At 61.9% G+C, this 15,251-nt stretch carries 11 protein-coding genes; 8 read left to right on the forward strand and 3 right to left on the reverse strand.

Features of this window, described 5'->3' with window-relative positions; genetic code table 11:
* The first annotated feature begins 61 nt into the window (after nt 1-61).
* The 3 genes from BN1128_RS07050 (at nt 62) to BN1128_RS07060 (ending at nt 2,594) form a co-directional block, all read left to right on the forward strand.
* The gene (locus tag BN1128_RS07050) at nt 62-1,546 is read left to right on the forward strand and encodes a L,D-transpeptidase family protein (protein ID WP_042867231.1); all 1,485 of its coding nucleotides are present in this window, start codon (nt 62-64) and stop codon (nt 1,544-1,546) included.
* A 150-nt stretch (nt 1,547-1,696) separates the two neighbouring features.
* Nucleotides 1,697-2,242, forward strand: a complete 546-nt coding sequence (mepK, locus tag BN1128_RS07055; protein ID WP_042867232.1) for a peptidoglycan L,D-endopeptidase MepK — start codon at nt 1,697-1,699, stop codon at nt 2,240-2,242.
* Nucleotides 2,243-2,342: 100 nt separating this feature from the next.
* A complete protein-coding gene (locus BN1128_RS07060; protein WP_042867233.1) occupies nt 2,343-2,594 on the forward strand; it encodes a hypothetical protein in 252 nt (83 codons plus the stop codon).
* Nucleotides 2,595-2,685: 91 nt separating this feature from the next.
* Here the strand turns inward: BN1128_RS07060 and BN1128_RS07065 are convergent, their stop codons facing one another.
* Together BN1128_RS07065 and cysZ are read right to left on the reverse strand one after the other, a co-directional pair.
* The gene (locus BN1128_RS07065) at nt 2,686-3,300 is read right to left on the reverse strand and encodes a trimeric intracellular cation channel family protein (RefSeq protein WP_042038201.1); all 615 of its coding nucleotides are present in this window, start codon (nt 3,298-3,300) and stop codon (nt 2,686-2,688) included.
* Nucleotides 3,301-3,443: 143 nt separating this feature from the next.
* Nucleotides 3,444-4,208: a sulfate transporter CysZ gene (gene cysZ, locus BN1128_RS07070; RefSeq protein ID WP_042867234.1), complete on the reverse strand. Its 765-nt coding sequence runs from the start codon at nt 4,206-4,208 to the stop codon at nt 3,444-3,446.
* 109 nt (nt 4,209-4,317) lie between these two features.
* On the opposite strand from cysZ, the gene BN1128_RS07075 reads away from it, so the two are divergent.
* The 3 genes from BN1128_RS07075 to ligA all read left to right on the forward strand — a co-directional run bounded on the left by BN1128_RS07075 (nt 4,318) and on the right by ligA (nt 10,940).
* Nucleotides 4,318-7,692, forward strand: coding sequence for an AAA family ATPase (locus BN1128_RS07075; RefSeq protein ID WP_042867235.1), 3,375 nt, complete (start codon nt 4,318-4,320; stop codon nt 7,690-7,692).
* Nucleotides 7,693-7,707: 15 nt separating this feature from the next.
* Nucleotides 7,708-8,832, forward strand: coding sequence for a cell division protein ZipA (gene zipA / locus BN1128_RS07080; protein WP_042867236.1), 1,125 nt, complete (start codon nt 7,708-7,710; stop codon nt 8,830-8,832).
* A gap of 101 nt (nt 8,833-8,933) precedes the next feature.
* Entirely contained in the window at nt 8,934-10,940 is a 2,007-nt protein-coding gene (ligA, locus tag BN1128_RS07085) for an NAD-dependent DNA ligase LigA (RefSeq protein ID WP_042867237.1), read from the forward strand.
* Nucleotides 10,941-11,027: 87 nt separating this feature from the next.
* On the opposite strand, the gene BN1128_RS07090 is transcribed toward ligA, so the two are convergent.
* Nucleotides 11,028-12,035 (reverse strand): ABC transporter substrate-binding protein, encoded by a 1,008-nt coding sequence (locus BN1128_RS07090; protein ID WP_042867238.1) that lies wholly within the window; start codon nt 12,033-12,035, stop codon nt 11,028-11,030.
* Nucleotides 12,036-12,443: 408 nt separating this feature from the next.
* Between BN1128_RS07090 and nrdD the strand changes: the two genes are divergently transcribed.
* Both nrdD and nrdG read left to right on the forward strand, forming a co-directional pair.
* Entirely contained in the window at nt 12,444-14,561 is a 2,118-nt protein-coding gene (gene nrdD, locus BN1128_RS07095; protein ID WP_042867239.1) for an anaerobic ribonucleoside-triphosphate reductase, read from the forward strand.
* A gap of 100 nt (nt 14,562-14,661) precedes the next feature.
* Complete coding sequence (gene nrdG, locus BN1128_RS07100; protein ID WP_042867240.1) at nt 14,662-15,174, forward strand: anaerobic ribonucleoside-triphosphate reductase-activating protein; 513 nt, start codon at nt 14,662-14,664, stop codon at nt 15,172-15,174.
* Nucleotides 15,175-15,251: the final 77 nt, after the last annotated feature.

Genomic DNA, 15,251 nt, shown 5'->3' on the forward strand with positions numbered 1-15,251 from the left:
CATCATGAGCGCCTTGACCGCCGGGTCTGACAGGCTGAAGTGAACCGATCTTGAGGTAAGCATGGGGAAGAAGTATTGGCTGGCATTGGCAAACCTGATCTGGCTGGGCTGTTGGCCTGCGGCCATGGTGCAGGCCAGCGAGGGTCAGGTGGTGGTGACCAATGCTGCGGTGCAGCACGATTGGTACCAAAACAGCACGGCGGAACAGGCTCGCCACGAGTTGGAACAGCAGTTGCAGGAGGCTGTACTAGCCCAGCTGCACCCGGATTTCTTCAGCCTCTGGAAGAAGCTGCAGGCCAAGCCCGTTGATCAGCGCGGCGCCATTTATGACGAGGTGTTTGGCAAGCTGGCCCGTTTCCAGCAAGCCTGGCGTGCCATGGATCTGGTCTCCCGCGAGCAGATGCAGACCCTCAAACTCAATCTGAACAAGCCGCTGGCCCACGAGCCCGCTGGTGACAACCTGCTGGAACAGGTCAAGCAGCTCAGACCCCAGGTTGCCGAGTACGACGGGGTGCGCGAGGAAGTGCGCAAGCTGCTTGCCATGCCAATGGCCAAACGCTGGCCGACCCTCACCATGCCGACCCTGCGGGCGGGGGAAACTTCAGCCGAATTGGGGCAGATCCGCACCATACTCAACGAGTTGGGCGATGTGGCTCCCCGTCATGACGACGCCACCTATGATGCCGACACCCAGCAGGCCATCAAGCAGTTCCAGCGCCGCCACGGTCTGACCGCCGACGGCATCATTGGTCGGCAGACCCGCAGCTGGCTCAATACCGGGCCCGAGGTCCGTGCCAGCCTGCTGCTGCGCAACCTGTGGCGTCGCGATCTGGTGGATCAGCTCTCCGGTGCCCGCTACGTGCTGGTCAATATTCCCGACTATCGACTGAGCGTGGTGGAGTCCGGCAATGAGGTGTTCACCAGCCGGGTCATCGTCGGCAAGGAGCAGCGGGCGACCCCCATCCTGGCCAGCGAGATCCGCTCGATCGTTCTCAACCCGGCCTGGCATGTGCCACGTTCCATCCTGAGCAAGGATATTCTGCCCAAGCTGAGCCGGGATCCCGCCTATCTCAATCGCGAACAGTTTGAGGTGATCGACGGCGAAGGCAATCCGGTGCAGTTTACCGAGGAGGCGTGGCAGCAGGCGCTGGCGACAGGTTTCCCCTATCGCCTGCGGCAGAAGCCGGGGGATCACAATGCGCTGGGCCGCTACAAGTTCTACCTGCCCAACAACGAGGCCATCTACCTGCACTCCACGCCGCGCAAGGCGCTGTTCGAGCAGGGGGCGCGCGCCTTCAGCTCGGGTTGCATCCGGGTGGAGCATGCGGACGATCTGGCCGAGCTGCTGCTGGCGGACTCCCGCTACCAGCCGGACAAGGTGGCCAGCATATTGAAAGAGACCCAGACCAAGTGGCTGCCGCTGACCACTCCGATCCCGGTGTTTACCGTCTACTGGAGCAGCTGGATCGACGAAGAGGGTCGCCAGCAACTGCGCAACGACATCTATGGATTTGATCGAGTCAGCTTCCAAAGTCGCTTGCTGTGATCCTCGCCACAGAGTGAAAAGCCCGGCCCGTGCCGGGCTTTTCTATTGAGCCCCTGCGGTTTGACATGAAGGGACCCTGCAGGTAGTTTCGAGCCCCTGTATCAAATTCATTCACCTGTTTCACTTCAATCTGCGATGGACGGACAACGGATGCTTGAACAAGAGATAAGCCGACGTCGCCTGCTGCTGGGGGCCGGCTGCCTGCTGGGAGGAGCCATGCTGTCATCCCCGGCCATGGCGAGTCGCAGTACGGCGGGACGTGAACTCAGTTTCTTCAATCTCAATACCGGCGAGCGGGTGAGCGCCAGCTATTGGGAGGATGGCCGGTACCTGAAAGACGGGCTGGCCGAGCTCAACCATATTTTCCGCGACTACCGTCGCAACGAAGTGTTCAACATAGACAAGAAGCTGTTCGATCAGCTCTATCTGTTGCAGCACAAGCTGGGTCGTCACGGCGAGATCCAGCTCATCTCGGGTTATCGCTCCCCCGTGACCAACAGCCAGAAGCGCAGCAGGAGCCGCGGTGTGGCCAAGCACAGCTATCACACCCTGGGGCAGGCGGTGGATGTGCGGATCCCGGGCGTGCAGCTGGCGCACCTGCGCAAGGCGGCGCTCAATCTCAAAGTGGGCGGGGTCGGCTACTATCCCCATGACAACTTCGTGCACCTCGATACCGGGCCTGTGCGCAGCTGGTAGTCGTGGGCGGCCTCAACTAGGGTGGTGGCCGCACGGATGACGGCTGGCAAACAGGGTGGTCGAGCTGGTAGGCTCTGGACACCATCCAGAGGAGAACCAGATGAAACATATTTTGCTTGGGGGCCTGATCGCCCTGCTGTTGACCGGTTGCAGCAAGCTCAATCGCGAGAACTACGACAAGTTGGAGATGGGGATCAGCTACACCCAGGCGAGCAGCATACTCGGCAAGGCTGAGCGCTGCGACGATGCGCTCGGCACCACCAGTTGCATTTGGGGCAACGAGGGCAAGAACATCAAGATCCGTTTCATCGCCGACAAGGCGACCTTCTTCAGCTCGGAAGGGATCAACTGAGGCAAGCGCCCGGTTATCAATACAAAAAAGCGCCTGTCAGGCGCTTTTTTGTTGTCGGCGATCCGTACCGCCTCGCCAGAACCTGGCGCGCTCAGTGCGTCGCGTACTGGTAATGGAAGGTGGGCAGCCCCCACTTGAAACGTACCGCCAGCAGTCGCAGCACGAAGCCGATGCCGATGGCACCAAAGGCGGCCCAGTCGTTGGGCAGGCCCTGATCCAGCGCCAGGCAGTAGAGGGCGGCCGTCACCAGCGAGATGGCGGCGTAGAGCTCGCGGCGAAACACCAGGGGAATACGCTGGCAGAGCAGATCCCGCAGCACGCCACCAAAGGCACCCGTCACCACCGCCATGATGCAGGCGATACCGGCCCCATGGCCCATCTCAAGCGCACGGGCCGCTCCGAAGATGGAAAAGACCACCAGTCCCAGCGCATCAAGCGCCATGAACAGCTTGCCGAGGTAGCGCATCAGCGGCGCCGAGATGACAGCCGCCATGGCAGCGCCGGCCACCAGCAACACATATTCCGGATGCTCGATCCAGAGCAGCGGATAGTGGCCAAGCAGCACGTCCCGTATGGTGCCGCCGCCTATGGCCGTCGCCGAGGCGATGATCACCACGCCAAACAGATCCATCCGTCGCCGACCCGCTGCCAGCGCGCCAGTCATCCCTTCGGCCACCAGGCCCAACAAGAAGAGTGCATGTAACATGAGATATCCCAGGGTGCGAGAAAGGCCCGCATCCTATCAATTCAGGCTATAGGCGACAAGCAATGAAGGCTAAGCATTATTTTTTATAATGCAAAAAGCAAACGGGCACTGCCAGGGTGCCCGTTTGCCGCGCGGGAAGGGGGTCAGCGTTTGAGCTGTTCGGCGCGGTAGTGATCCACCCACATGGCGGTGGCGCCGCAGATGGCCACCGGCATCACGAACAGATTCACCACCGGGATGGCGGAGAAGAGGGTAACCAGGGCACCAAAGCTCAGGCACTTGCCACGGCGCTGCTTGAGGGCATCGCGCATGGTAATGAAGCTGATCTTGTGGTTGTCGAATGGATAGTCGATGTACTGGATTGCCATCATCCAGGCGCTGAACAGGAACCAGAGCACGGGGGCGAGTGTCTGCCCGACCACAGGGATGAGGAACAGGATCAGGCAGCCGATGGCCTTGGGCAGGTAATATTTCAACTTGGTCCATTCGCGGCCGAAGGTGCGGGGCACATCCCGGACTATGTCCAGCATGCCGGTGTCGCTGACCACCTCGCCGGTGAGGGTCTGTTCCACCTTCTCCGCCAGCAGGCCGTTAAAGGGGGCCGCTATCCAGTTCGCCACCGAGCTGAACAGGAAGGAGAAGACCACCAGTATGGTCACCAGGGCGATGGGCCAGAGCAGGTAGTCCAGCCAGTCGAGCCAGCTGGGGATCTGCTGGTGCAGCCAGCCGAACAGGCCGTCCAGTTGCAGCAAGAGGGCGTAGAAGGCCCCCGCAAACAGCACGAAGTTGACCAGCAGGGGGATCAGCACGAAGGTGCGGATGCCGGGCTGGCGGATGAGCGAAAAGCCGCGCAGGAAGTAGTCCGCACCGCTGATTGAGTCTTTGACCATAGGGGGTGATTGGCTCATCTGAGCTCCATCTGTTCATGGGAAACTGCCAGCATATTACAAACAAGGTTTGGATTTGGTAAAGTCGCCTGCCCGCCTCCTCTTTATTTCGTTACCCACATAGGCCCCCATGCGTCTGAAATTGATCAAACTCGCCGGTTTCAAGTCGTTTGTCGAGCCGACCCGCATCGAGTTCTCGGCCGACATGACAGCCGTGGTGGGGCCCAATGGCTGCGGCAAGTCCAACGTGATCGACGCCGTGCGCTGGGTGCTGGGGGAGAGTTCGGCCCGCCATCTGCGCGGCGAGAACATGACGGACGTCATCTTCAACGGCTCCATCAACCGCAGCCCCCACGGCCGCGCCTCGGTGGAGCTGGTGTTCGACAATCCCCACAACCGGGTGCCCGGTGAATTTGGCCGCTTTACCGAAATTTCGGTGCGCCGCGAGGTGCTGCGCGACGGCTCCAACCATTACCAGATCAACGGCCAGAAGTGTCGCCGCAAGGATGTCACCGACCTCTTCCTCGGCACAGGCCTGGGCCCGCGCAGCTACGCCATCATAGAGCAGGGCACCGTCAGCCGGCTGGTGGAGTCGCGCCCCGCCGATCTCAAGCTGTTCATGGAAGAGGCCGCCGGTGTCTCCCGCTACAAGGAGCGGCGCCGGGAAACCGAGCAGCGCATCCGCCATACCCAGGAGAACCTGGAGCGGCTCGGCGATATCCGCGGCGAGCTGGGATCGCGCCTCGAGCATTTGAAAGCCCAGGCCGAAACCGCAGAGCGTTACAAGCAGCTCAAGGGCCGCAGTCGCGCCGCCCGGGCCGAGCTCATCGGTTCCGAGCTGTGGGCGCTGGAGACCCGCCTCGGCGAAGCCAAGGCCGAGCTGGCCCAGGCCGAACAGGCATTGGCGGCGCTGGATGCCAAGCGCACCGCCGACGAGGGACGCCACGTCACCCTGTCGGTGGCCCGCCAGGAGGCCCAGGCCGAGCAGGCGAGCCGCCAGCAGCAGATTTTTCTCGGTGGTCAGGCCATCGCCCGCCTCGAACAACAGCAACTGCACCAGACCGAGCTTGGCCGTGACTGGCAGGCCCGGCGCCAGGCGCTCGGCGAGCGTATCGAGGCGATCAAGGCCCAACTGGCCAGCCAGCAGGAGCAGCTGACCGACAGCACCCTCAGAGAGGAGGTTGAATCCGCGCGACTCGAACAGTGTGAGCAGTTGCTCACCGATCAGCAGGAGGCGCGCCTGGCAGCCGGCGAGCAGCTGGAGCAGGCCCGGCGGCATCAGCAGCAGTGGCAGCAGCAGCTCAGCCAGTTACAGGGGCGGCTCAATCAGACCCGGGCACAGGTGAACGGTCTGCAGGAGCTGCAGGCCAAGACCCGGCTGGCCCGTCTCAAGCTGGAGGATGAACAGGCCGGCCCCCTCGGCGGGGAAGGGGAGAGCCTGCAACCCGGGCTCGATGCCCTGACGGCCGAGCTGGCACTCGCGCGCGCCCGGCTCGCCGAGCTCGATGAACAGTGGCAGGCCAGCGTGGCCCGCCATGAAGAATGCAAATCACAGCAGGGCCAGCAGAGTGGCCTGCTGCGGGAGCTGGACGCCCGCCTCACCACGCTTGACCAAATTTTGGGGGAGCAGATGGTGGGTGCCACCCTGGCGGATCGGCTGCAGGTTGCGCCCGAATGGGCCCAGGCGCTGGACAAGGTGCTGGGGCGCTGGCTCACCGCCCAGCCAGGGGACGAGTGCAACCTTGAGCAGAGCGGACTCTGGATTGGCCCGGCCCTGCCCGCGGTTGCCGGTACCCTGGCGGCCCGACTCGAGGGCGATCATATCCCCGCCTTTCTCAACGCCATCTGGCTGGCGGAGAGCCGGGAGGCGGCACTGGCCCGCCAGCCAGGCCTCCTGGCCGGTGAGTCGGTACTGACCCCGGCGGGAGACTGGTTTGGTCCCAACTGGGCTGACCTTGGTCAGGGCGGGGCGCTCGGCACTCTGGCGCTGCTTGGTGAACGTGAGCGGTTACACACTGAACTGACGGCAGGCCGGCAGGTGCTTGGCCGGTTGGATGAGCAACTGGGTGCGGCCGATGCCGAGCGCGCCCGGCTGCACGGCGCCTTCGAGCTGGTCCAGCGCACCGTGCGCGAGCAGGAGCGACAGTGGCAGCAATTGCGTGAAGCCTGGAGCCTGCGCGAGGGCCAGCGCCAGGAGCGGTTGCAGCGGCTCGGCCAGCTTGGCGAAGAGCTGATCAGGCTGGACCAGGAGCAGGCCGAGGAGGCGCAGCGACTGGCCACGGCCCTGCAGCAGCTCGAGCTCGATGAAGCGCGGCTCGGCGAATTGCAGGAGCAGGGCGAGCCGCTGGCTCAGGCGCTGCAACTTGCCCAGGAGCGGGTCAGCAGTGCCGAGCGGGCGGTGGAAGAGGCTCGCTTGCGCCGGGAGCAGCAGCAGGCCGGCTGCCAGCGTTTGCAGCTGGAGCTGCAGAATCAGCGCCAGCTCATCACGCTGCGTGAGCAGGAGCTGGCCAGGCTCGGACTGGAATTGGCCGAACTCAAGGAGCCCGGAGCCACGCCGGGTCAGGATCTGTCGCCCCTGCTGGCCGAGCAACGCAACCTTGAAGCACTGCAACTTGCCTGCCATCAAAGGCTGGCAGAGTTGGAGCGACAACTGACCGAACTGGAGCAGGCCCGCAGCGTTGATCACAAGCAGCTGGTGACCCTGCAGGAGAAGCTGGCCCAGCTCAGATTGGAGCGCGAGCGCAACCTGACCCGCCGTCAGGGGCTGCATGAGCAGTTCGAGGAGCTGGGGGTACGGCTGGTGGATCTTGATCAGGCTGTCTTGATCGCCGCCGATCGCGGCAAGTTGCGTCAGGAGCTCCAGATGTTGGAGGTACAGGTGGAGGCACTTGGCGCCATCAACCTGGCTGCGCTGGAGGAGTACGAAGAGGCGAAAACCCGCTCAACCTACCTGGAAAACCAGTGTCAGGATCTTGAGCAAGCGCTGGAAACTTTGAGCCAAGCCATTAAAAGAATTGATAAAGAAACACAAATACGCTTCCGTGACACTTTCGATAAGGTCAACGAAGATTTAAAATCCCTCTTTCCAAAAGTGTTTGGGGGAGGCAGTGCCTGGCTTGAGCTGACCTCGGATGATCTTTTGGAGGCCGGAGTGAGCATCATGGCAAGACCTCCGGGTAAGAAGAATGCTACCATTGCCCTGCTTTCCGGGGGGGAGAAGGCGTTAACCGCACTTGCGCTGGTTTTTGCCATCTTCAGACTCAATCCAGCACCATTTTGTCTGCTGGATGAGGTGGATGCACCGCTCGATGAAGTGAACGTCGGTCGCTTCTGTTCTCTTGTCAAAGAGATGTCGAGCACAGTACAGTTCGTTTACATCAGTCATAATAAGGTCTCCATGGAGATGGCTGAGCAGCTGGTTGGCGTCACGATGCAAGAGCCCGGGGTTTCTCGCATTGTGTCGGTCGATATCGGTGAAGCCGTCGCTTTGGCTGAGCAAAACTAGAAAGAGAAGCAGCTAATGCAGGAATTGCGTTACATCTTGGTTGCCCTGGGCGGTATTGCTATTGCGGCATTGCTCATTCACGGGTTGTGGAGCAACAGAAAGAATCGTCAGGCACCGATCAAAGAGAAACCTCTGGGCCGGATGGAATCCAAATCACGGACTCGTGACAATGACGCCTTCGACAGCGATGGCATAGGTCAGGTGCGTGTGGTCAGTGGCAGCCGTCGTGCCGAGCCCAAGCTCCACAGCGACGAGGCTCGCCAGCCGGATGTCAGCCGCCGCGCCCCCGTCCCCGCCTTCGATGATGAGGATGATGACGCCGAGCTGCCACCGCCCGTGGTGCGCAAGCCTGCCGCTCGCCCGGTTGCCCCTCCCCCCGTCTACGAAGAGGACGAGGAGGAGTTCGAGGAGCCCCTGGCCGAGACAGCAGAGGAAGCGCCCGCAGCGCCGGTGCGCAAGCCTGCCCAGGTGATCCGTCGTACCCCGGTACACCGTTCCCGTCCCCAGCGCGAGCCGCTGCTGCAACCGCTGGATGATGAACCCCTGGTCGAACCGGCTTATGCCACAGCCCCGACGTTTGGTGTGCGCGAACCGGTTCAGGCGCCGGCTCCCGAATACAAGCAGGCCCGTTATGCAGTCCCCGAGCCTGCCTACGAGGAGCCCGTGTATGAAGAGCCCGTCCGCGAGCCGCTGATGGATACCCCGCCGGTCGAGAAGATCTGGCAGGATGTCTATGTCATCAACCTGATGGCGCGCCCCGGTCACGACCTGCAAGGGGCCACCCTGCTGGCCTCCCTGATGGCGCTGGGCTTCAAGTTTGGCGAGATGGACATCTTCCATCGCCATGAGGATCTCAACGGCAAGGGTGAAGTGCTCTTCTCCATGATCAACATGGTCAAGCCGGGCACCTTCAATCCCTACCGGATGGAGCAGTTCGACACCCCGGGTGTCTCCTTGTTCATGCAGTTGCCGCTGCGCAGCAATGCCGCCTTTGCCTTCGAGCACATGCTGCAGGCTGCCGACCAGCTGGCCAGCGATCTGGATGCCATGCTGACTGACATGGATCGCAGCCCGCTGAGCGACGAGACCATAGCCCGTTACCGGCACGAACTGGCTGCCTACGAGGCCAGTCGCGACTAAGACTCCACGCGGGTCGAGTACATCAAGAGTGCGGTACCCCGGTGCCGCATTTTTGTTTGTGCAGTTAACTTATTATTCCAACCACAGTCCGAGACTTCTCCATGAGCGAAACCCTCTCCCGCCACCGTCAACTGTGTGAGCTGCTGATTGAATACGGTCATCAGTACTATGTGCTGGACGAGCCGACCGTGCCGGACGCCGAATACGATCGGCTGATGCGCGAACTGATCGCGCTGGAAGCCGACCATCCCGAGCTGAAGACCCCCGCTTCCCCCAGCGTGCGGGTCGGTGGTCAACCGCTGACCGCCTTCAAACAGGTGCGCCACGAGATCCCCATGCTGAGCCTGGACAACGTGTTCAGCAGCGAGGAGCTGCAGGCGTTCGAGCAGCGGATGAGGGATCGCCTGAAGCGGGAGGTGAGCTTCACCTTCTGTTGTGAGCCCAAGCTGGACGGTCTGGCGGTGAGCCTGCTCTATGTGGATGGCCAGCTGGTGCAGGCCGCCACCCGGGGCGATGGCACCACGGGCGAGGAGATCACCGAGAACGTGCGCACCATCAAGGCCATTCCGCTCGTCCTGCGGGGCGAGGGCTGGCCCGCTCGCTTGGAGGTGAGGGGGGAGGTCTTTATGCCCAAGGCCGGCTTCGAGGCGATGAACGCCAAGGCGCTGGCGGCAGGGGAGAAGGTGTTCGTCAATCCGCGCAACGCCGCCGCAGGCAGCCTGCGCCAGCTCGATTCGCGCATCACCGCCAGCCGGCCCTTGAACTTCTATGCCTATGGCGTCGGGGTGGGCGGCGATCAGCTGGGGGATTCCCATTTCGGCCGCTTGTGTCAGCTCAAAGCCTGGGGCCTGCCCATGAGTCAGGAGGTGAAACTCAAGGAGGGGGCGGTTGGTTGTCAGGCCTTCCACGATGACATCCTGACCCGCCGTGGCGAGCTGGCCTACGAGATCGACGGTGTGGTCTACAAGGTCGATGCCATCCCCCTGCAGGAGGAGCTGGGTTTCGTGGCGCGGGCCCCGCGCTGGGCTACGGCCCACAAGTTCCCGGCCCAGGAGGAGATGACACTGCTCGAGAACGTCGAGTTTCAGGTCGGCCGTACCGGCGCAGTGACCCCGGTTGCCAAGCTCAAGCCCGTGTTCGTTGGTGGCGTTACCGTCTCCAATGCCACCTTGCACAATGCCGACGAGATTGAACGCCTTGGCGTCATGATCGGCGATACAGTGATAGTGCGCCGGGCCGGGGACGTGATCCCGCAGATAGTCGCCGTGGTGGAGGCGCAGCGCCCCGTTGATGCCCGCGAGATCCTCTTCCCTACCCAATGTCCGGTTTGTGGCTCGGCGCTGGAGCGGCTGGAAGGGGAAGTGGTCACCCGCTGTTCAGGTGGCCTGTTCTGCGAGGCGCAGCGCAAGGAGGCGATCAAGCACTTCGCGGCGCGGCGTGCCATGGACGTGGATGGCCTCGGCGACAAGATTGTCGAGCAACTGGTAGACAAGGGGCTGGTGAAGACCCCGGCAGACCTGTTCAGCCTCAACGCCATCCAGCTCGCCGGCCTTGAGCGGATGGGGCAGAAATCTGCACTCAATCTGGTGGCGGCCATCGATGCGGCGCGCAGCACTACCCTGCCGCGTTTCCTGTTTGCGCTGGGCATTCGCGAGGTGGGGGAGGCGACCGCGCTGAACCTTGCCAACCATTTCCTCACTCTGGAGGCCCTGCGCGCCGCCTCGGTGGAGCAGCTGCTCGAGGTGGCCGACGTGGGGGACGTGGTGGCCAAGCACGTCTACTACTTCCTGCGTCAACCCCACAATGTGGAGGTGCTGGAAGCACTGCTGGCGGCCGGTATCCACTGGCCGGCCATCGAGAAGAAGGAGGCAAGCGATCAGCCCTTTGCCGGCAAGACCTTCGTGTTGACCGGCACTCTCACCCAGCTGTCACGCAACGATGCCAAGGTGGCGCTGCAGGCGCTGGGTGCCAAGGTGGCGGGGTCGGTGTCGGCCAAGACGGATGTGCTGGTGGCGGGGGAAGCCGCTGGCTCCAAGCTGACCAAGGCGCAGGAGCTCGGCATCACCATCTGGACCGAAGAAGAGTTGCAACAGGCGTTGCAGGGCTGAGTCGCCCAGGCCAAGCTTGCTAGCAGCGCAACCCGATAAGAGAGAACCCGGCATGGCCGGGTTCTCTCTTTGTTTTTGGGTGGTGAATCACTCACGCCAGAGGATCTTGTTGCGCCACTTGTCGGGCAGGGTGAGCTGCCAGCGGGCCAGCTCCTGCTTGCTGAACACATATTCGCCGCGCAGGGCGGCGCGTGGTGCCAGCGTTTTGGGTTGGGCCCCCGCCAGGATGGCGTTGACGAGATCGGCCGCTTTCGCCCCCTGATCGCGCCCATCCAGCACCAGGCCGCCGATGGCCTTGCCTGGGCCCACAGTGAACTCCCAGAAGCAGAACAGGGGCACAGGACTGTGGGCACTGGTCCACTCCAGCACAGTCTGTTCGCTCACGTGCTTGCCATCATCATCTACCAGCGTGTGGTAGAGGCCGATAAAGATGGCTTCGTAGCCATTTTTTTTGGCGTTGAGCACCGCCTCCTGCCACAGGCTGTAGTCACCTATGAGCTGGCTGTTGACCCGGGTCTGGCCGACCCGCAGATCGGTCTGGGTCTTGAACTCGTCCTCGATGGCGGTGAGCGCCACGTTGCTGGAATCAAACAGCACCAGTGCTTTCTTGATGCCGCCCATCAGCTGGCTCATCTCGCTGATATTGCGCTTGAGCAGGGGGCGCTCCAGTACGCCTGTGATCTTGGGGTGACCGACCAGCCCCTTGTGGCGCGGGTTCTCGTTCATGCCGAGAAACACCACTGGGGTGCCGAGGGAGGCAATCTCATTGGCCAGATAGTTGATGGCGTTGTCGTCACCAAGCACCACCAGATCCGGCTTGACCTGCTGGTAGAAGGCCAGCGCCTGTTCGGCAATCTTGTCGAAATCACCATTGGGGTGGCGCTTGGTGTCCATGTAGAAGTGGCTGATGTGATTCTTGCCGCTCAGATGGGCCTGCAGGCTGGCGTTGTAACTCTGATCCCACAGGTATTCGGGGTGATAGCTGCTGATCACCAGGATCTCGGCCGCCCACAACCGGCAGGGCAGGAGGCACAGCAGCAGTAGCAGGGTCTTGGCCATGTCGGGTCCCGTCGATAGCAATGACATTCCACTCATTATGCCTGTTTTGCGCCAGACATGCCCTCGTCAACGACTGTCGCAGGGGGGGGATTTTTTTCTGTCACGGTCCCGTCGAACGCCAGCCCGCACCAGGCTTGAGAATGGCCTTGTATGGGGCTGCTTTTCACTGGTCGCGAACTGCGCCACTCGCCTCAAAACCTGTTCTGGATCAAGAAATACAGCCGTGCTTTGGTGCCTAATAGACACCACATATAGGGACGCATTCATATAAAACACCTATATGTTGTGTTATTAAGCTGTGTACAAGCTGTTCTCTTCTCATCGTCAGCCCTGGCTTGTCAAGTCTCGGCTGAATTTATTTGCGCCCAGGACGAGGCGTGGAGAAGGGCACCAAACAAGGGTAAGCCGAAGGCGATAGCCTGGCCTTTTAAACGGGAAAAACGCATGAAACCGGTTGTGATCAAACGTGATGGATGTCGCGCACCATTCAATGCCAAGCTGATTGCCGAGGCAGTGGGCCGAGCGGCAGAGGCGGTCAGTCAGGCCAATCCGACCCTGGGTGAGCGCGTTGCCGCCGCCGTCAGTCAGGAGCTGGAAGGGCGTGGCGAGGTGGATATCCACGAGATCCAGAACCGGGTCGAGAACCACCTGATGGCTTCCGACGACAAGGCCATCGCCCGTGCCTATATCGAATATCGTCACGACCGGGATCAGGCTCGCGAGGCCCGCGGCCGATTGGCTCAGGAGATCCGTGGCCTGGTGGAGCAGACCAACGCGGCCCTGCTCAACGAGAACGCCAACAAGGATTCCAAGGTGATCCCGACCCAGCGCGATCTGCTGGCCGGCATCGTTGCCAAGCACTACGCCACCAGCCACATGTTGCCCCGCGACGTGGTGCAGGCCCACGAGAGCGGCGATCTGCACTTCCACGATCTCGACTACTCTCCCTTCTTCCCCATGTTCAACTGCATGCTGATCGACCTGAAGGGGATGCTGACCCACGGCTTCAAGATGGGCAATGCGGAGATAGATACCCCCAAATCCATCAGCACGGCCACCGCCGTGACCGCCCAGATCATTGCCCAGGTGGCGAGCCACATCTATGGCGGCACCACCATCAACCGCATTGACGAGGTGCTGGCTCCCTATGTGACCATCAGCTGGCAGAAACATAGGGAAGTGGCCGAGGAGTGGGGTATTGCCGATGTGGATGCCTACGCCATGGCCCGCACCGAGAAGGAGTGTTACGACGCCTTCCAGTCGCTGGAGTACGAGGTCAATACCCTGCACACCGCCAACGGCCAGACCCCCTTCGTCACCTTCGGCTTCGGCCTTGGCGACAGCTGGGAGTCGCGCATGATCCAGGGTGCCATCCTCAGCAACCGCATCGCCGGCCTTGGCAAGAACAGAAAGACCGCCGTGTTCCCGAAACTGGTGTTCGCCATCAAGGATGGCCTCAACCACAAGCAGGGCGATCCCAACTACGACATCAAGCAGCTGGCGCTGGAGTGTGCCTCCAAGCGCATGTATCCGGACATACTCAATTACGACCAGGTGGTCAAGGTGACCGGTTCCTTCAAGACCCCCATGGGCTGCCGCTCCTTCCTCGGGGCTTATGAGGAAAATGGCGAGCTGATCCATGAAGGTCGCAACAACATAGGGGTGGTCAGCCTCAACCTGCCGCGCATCGCCCTGAAATCCCGTGACGAAGCGGATTTCTGGGACAAGCTGGATGCCACCCTGCGAGTGGCCAAGACGGCGCTCATGTATCGCATCGAGCGGCTGGATGGCGTCAAGGCGCGGGTCGCCCCGATCCTCTATATGGAAGGGGCCTGCGGGGTGCGGCTCAAGGCCGACGACAACGTCAGCGAGATCTTCAAGCACGGTCGCGCCTCCATTTCGCTCGGTTACATAGGGGTGCACGAGACCATCAACGCCCTGTTCGGCACTGATGTCCATCTGTTTGACAGCGACACCCTGCGCCAGAAGGCCGTCGCCATCATAGCGCGGCTCAAGGCGGCGACCGATGAGTGGAAAGAGGAGACAGGCTACGGTTTTAGCCTCTACTCCACCCCGAGCGAGAACCTCTGTACCCGTTTCTGCCGCATCGATGCCAAGGAGTTTGGCGTGGTGGCTGGTGTGACCGACAAGGGCTATTACACCAACAGCTTCCACCTCGACGTGGAGAAGCAGGTGAACCCGTACGACAAGCTGGACTTTGAGGCGCCCTATCCGCCCATCGCCAGCGGCGGCTTCATTTGCTACGGCGAGTACCCCAATATCCAGCACAACCTGGAAGCGCTCGAAAACGTCTGGGACTACAGCTATGACAGGGTGCCCTACTACGGCACCAACACCCCGATTGACGAGTGCTACGACTGCGGCTTTACCGGCGAGTTCGAGTGTACCTCCAAGGGCTTTACCTGCCCGCGCTGTGGCAACCACGACCCGGCCAAGGTGTCGGTGACCCGCCGTGTCTGCGGCTATCTCGGCAGTCCGGATGCGCGCCCCTTCAATGCGGGCAAGCAGGAAGAAGTGAAGCGCCGCGTCAAACATATGTAAGCGCACAGGCGATGAAGAGCTGGCCCCTGACTCAAGGGGCCATTTTCATTGGAGGGCGGCAGCCATGCCGCATTCCCGTGAACGAGGCAGGAAACAAGCGATGCACTACCACCAATACTACCCGGTCGATGTGATCAATGGCCCCGGCACCCGCGCCACCCTGTTTGTGTCGGGCTGCGAGCACCAGTGCCCGGGTTGCTACAACCAGAGCACCTGGCGGCTCGATGGCGGCAAGCCGTTTGATGAGGCGATGAGTGATCGCATCATTGCGGATCTCAACGACAGCCGTATCAAACGGCGAGGTCTGTCGCTCTCCGGTGGTGATCCGCTCCACCCCGCCAACGTGCCCCAGGTGCTGGCGTTGGTGAAGCGGGTGCGGGCCGAGTGCCCCGGCAAGGACATCTGGTGCTGGACCGGCTATCTGCTCGGCGAACTGTCAGAGGCCCAGCGCGAGCTGGTCGCCCTGCTGGACGTGCTGGTGGATGGCAAGTTCGAGAAGGCGCTGGCAGATCCCGGTCTGCTCTGGCGTGGTAGCAGCAACCAGCAGATCCACGACCTCAAGGCCTGGCGCGAGCAACCGGGGGAGCGGATCCCCTGTTTCACTCAGTCGTGAGCGGCCCTTTGTTTCGTTTGCAGTTGAGGCCAAGGCTGTTTATGGTGAGCCCATCCCGAACCGTGAAACATCTTTGA

Source organism: Aeromonas piscicola (assembly GCF_000820005.1).
Taxonomy (GTDB): domain Bacteria; phylum Pseudomonadota; class Gammaproteobacteria; order Enterobacterales; family Aeromonadaceae; genus Aeromonas; species Aeromonas piscicola.

Coding starts and splice junctions, on each gene's coding strand:
- BN1128_RS07050 (WP_042867231.1), top strand. CDS start 62: ATGGGGAAGAAGTATTGGCTGGCATTGGCAAACCTGATCTGGCTGGGC.
- BN1128_RS07060 (WP_042867233.1), top strand. CDS start 2,343: ATGAAACATATTTTGCTTGGGGGCCTGATCGCCCTGCTGTTGACCGGT.
- zipA (WP_042867236.1), top strand. CDS start 7,708: ATGCAGGAATTGCGTTACATCTTGGTTGCCCTGGGCGGTATTGCTATT.
- nrdD (WP_042867239.1), top strand. CDS start 12,444: ATGAAACCGGTTGTGATCAAACGTGATGGATGTCGCGCACCATTCAAT.
- BN1128_RS07090 (WP_042867238.1), bottom strand. CDS start 12,035: ATGAGTGGAATGTCATTGCTATCGACGGGACCCGACATGGCCAAGACC.
- BN1128_RS07065 (WP_042038201.1), bottom strand. CDS start 3,300: ATGTTACATGCACTCTTCTTGTTGGGCCTGGTGGCCGAAGGGATGACT.
- cysZ (WP_042867234.1), bottom strand. CDS start 4,208: ATGAGCCAATCACCCCCTATGGTCAAAGACTCAATCAGCGGTGCGGAC.
- ligA (WP_042867237.1), top strand. CDS start 8,934: ATGAGCGAAACCCTCTCCCGCCACCGTCAACTGTGTGAGCTGCTGATT.
- BN1128_RS07075 (WP_042867235.1), top strand. CDS start 4,318: ATGCGTCTGAAATTGATCAAACTCGCCGGTTTCAAGTCGTTTGTCGAG.
- mepK (WP_042867232.1), top strand. CDS start 1,697: ATGCTTGAACAAGAGATAAGCCGACGTCGCCTGCTGCTGGGGGCCGGC.
- nrdG (WP_042867240.1), top strand. CDS start 14,662: ATGCACTACCACCAATACTACCCGGTCGATGTGATCAATGGCCCCGGC.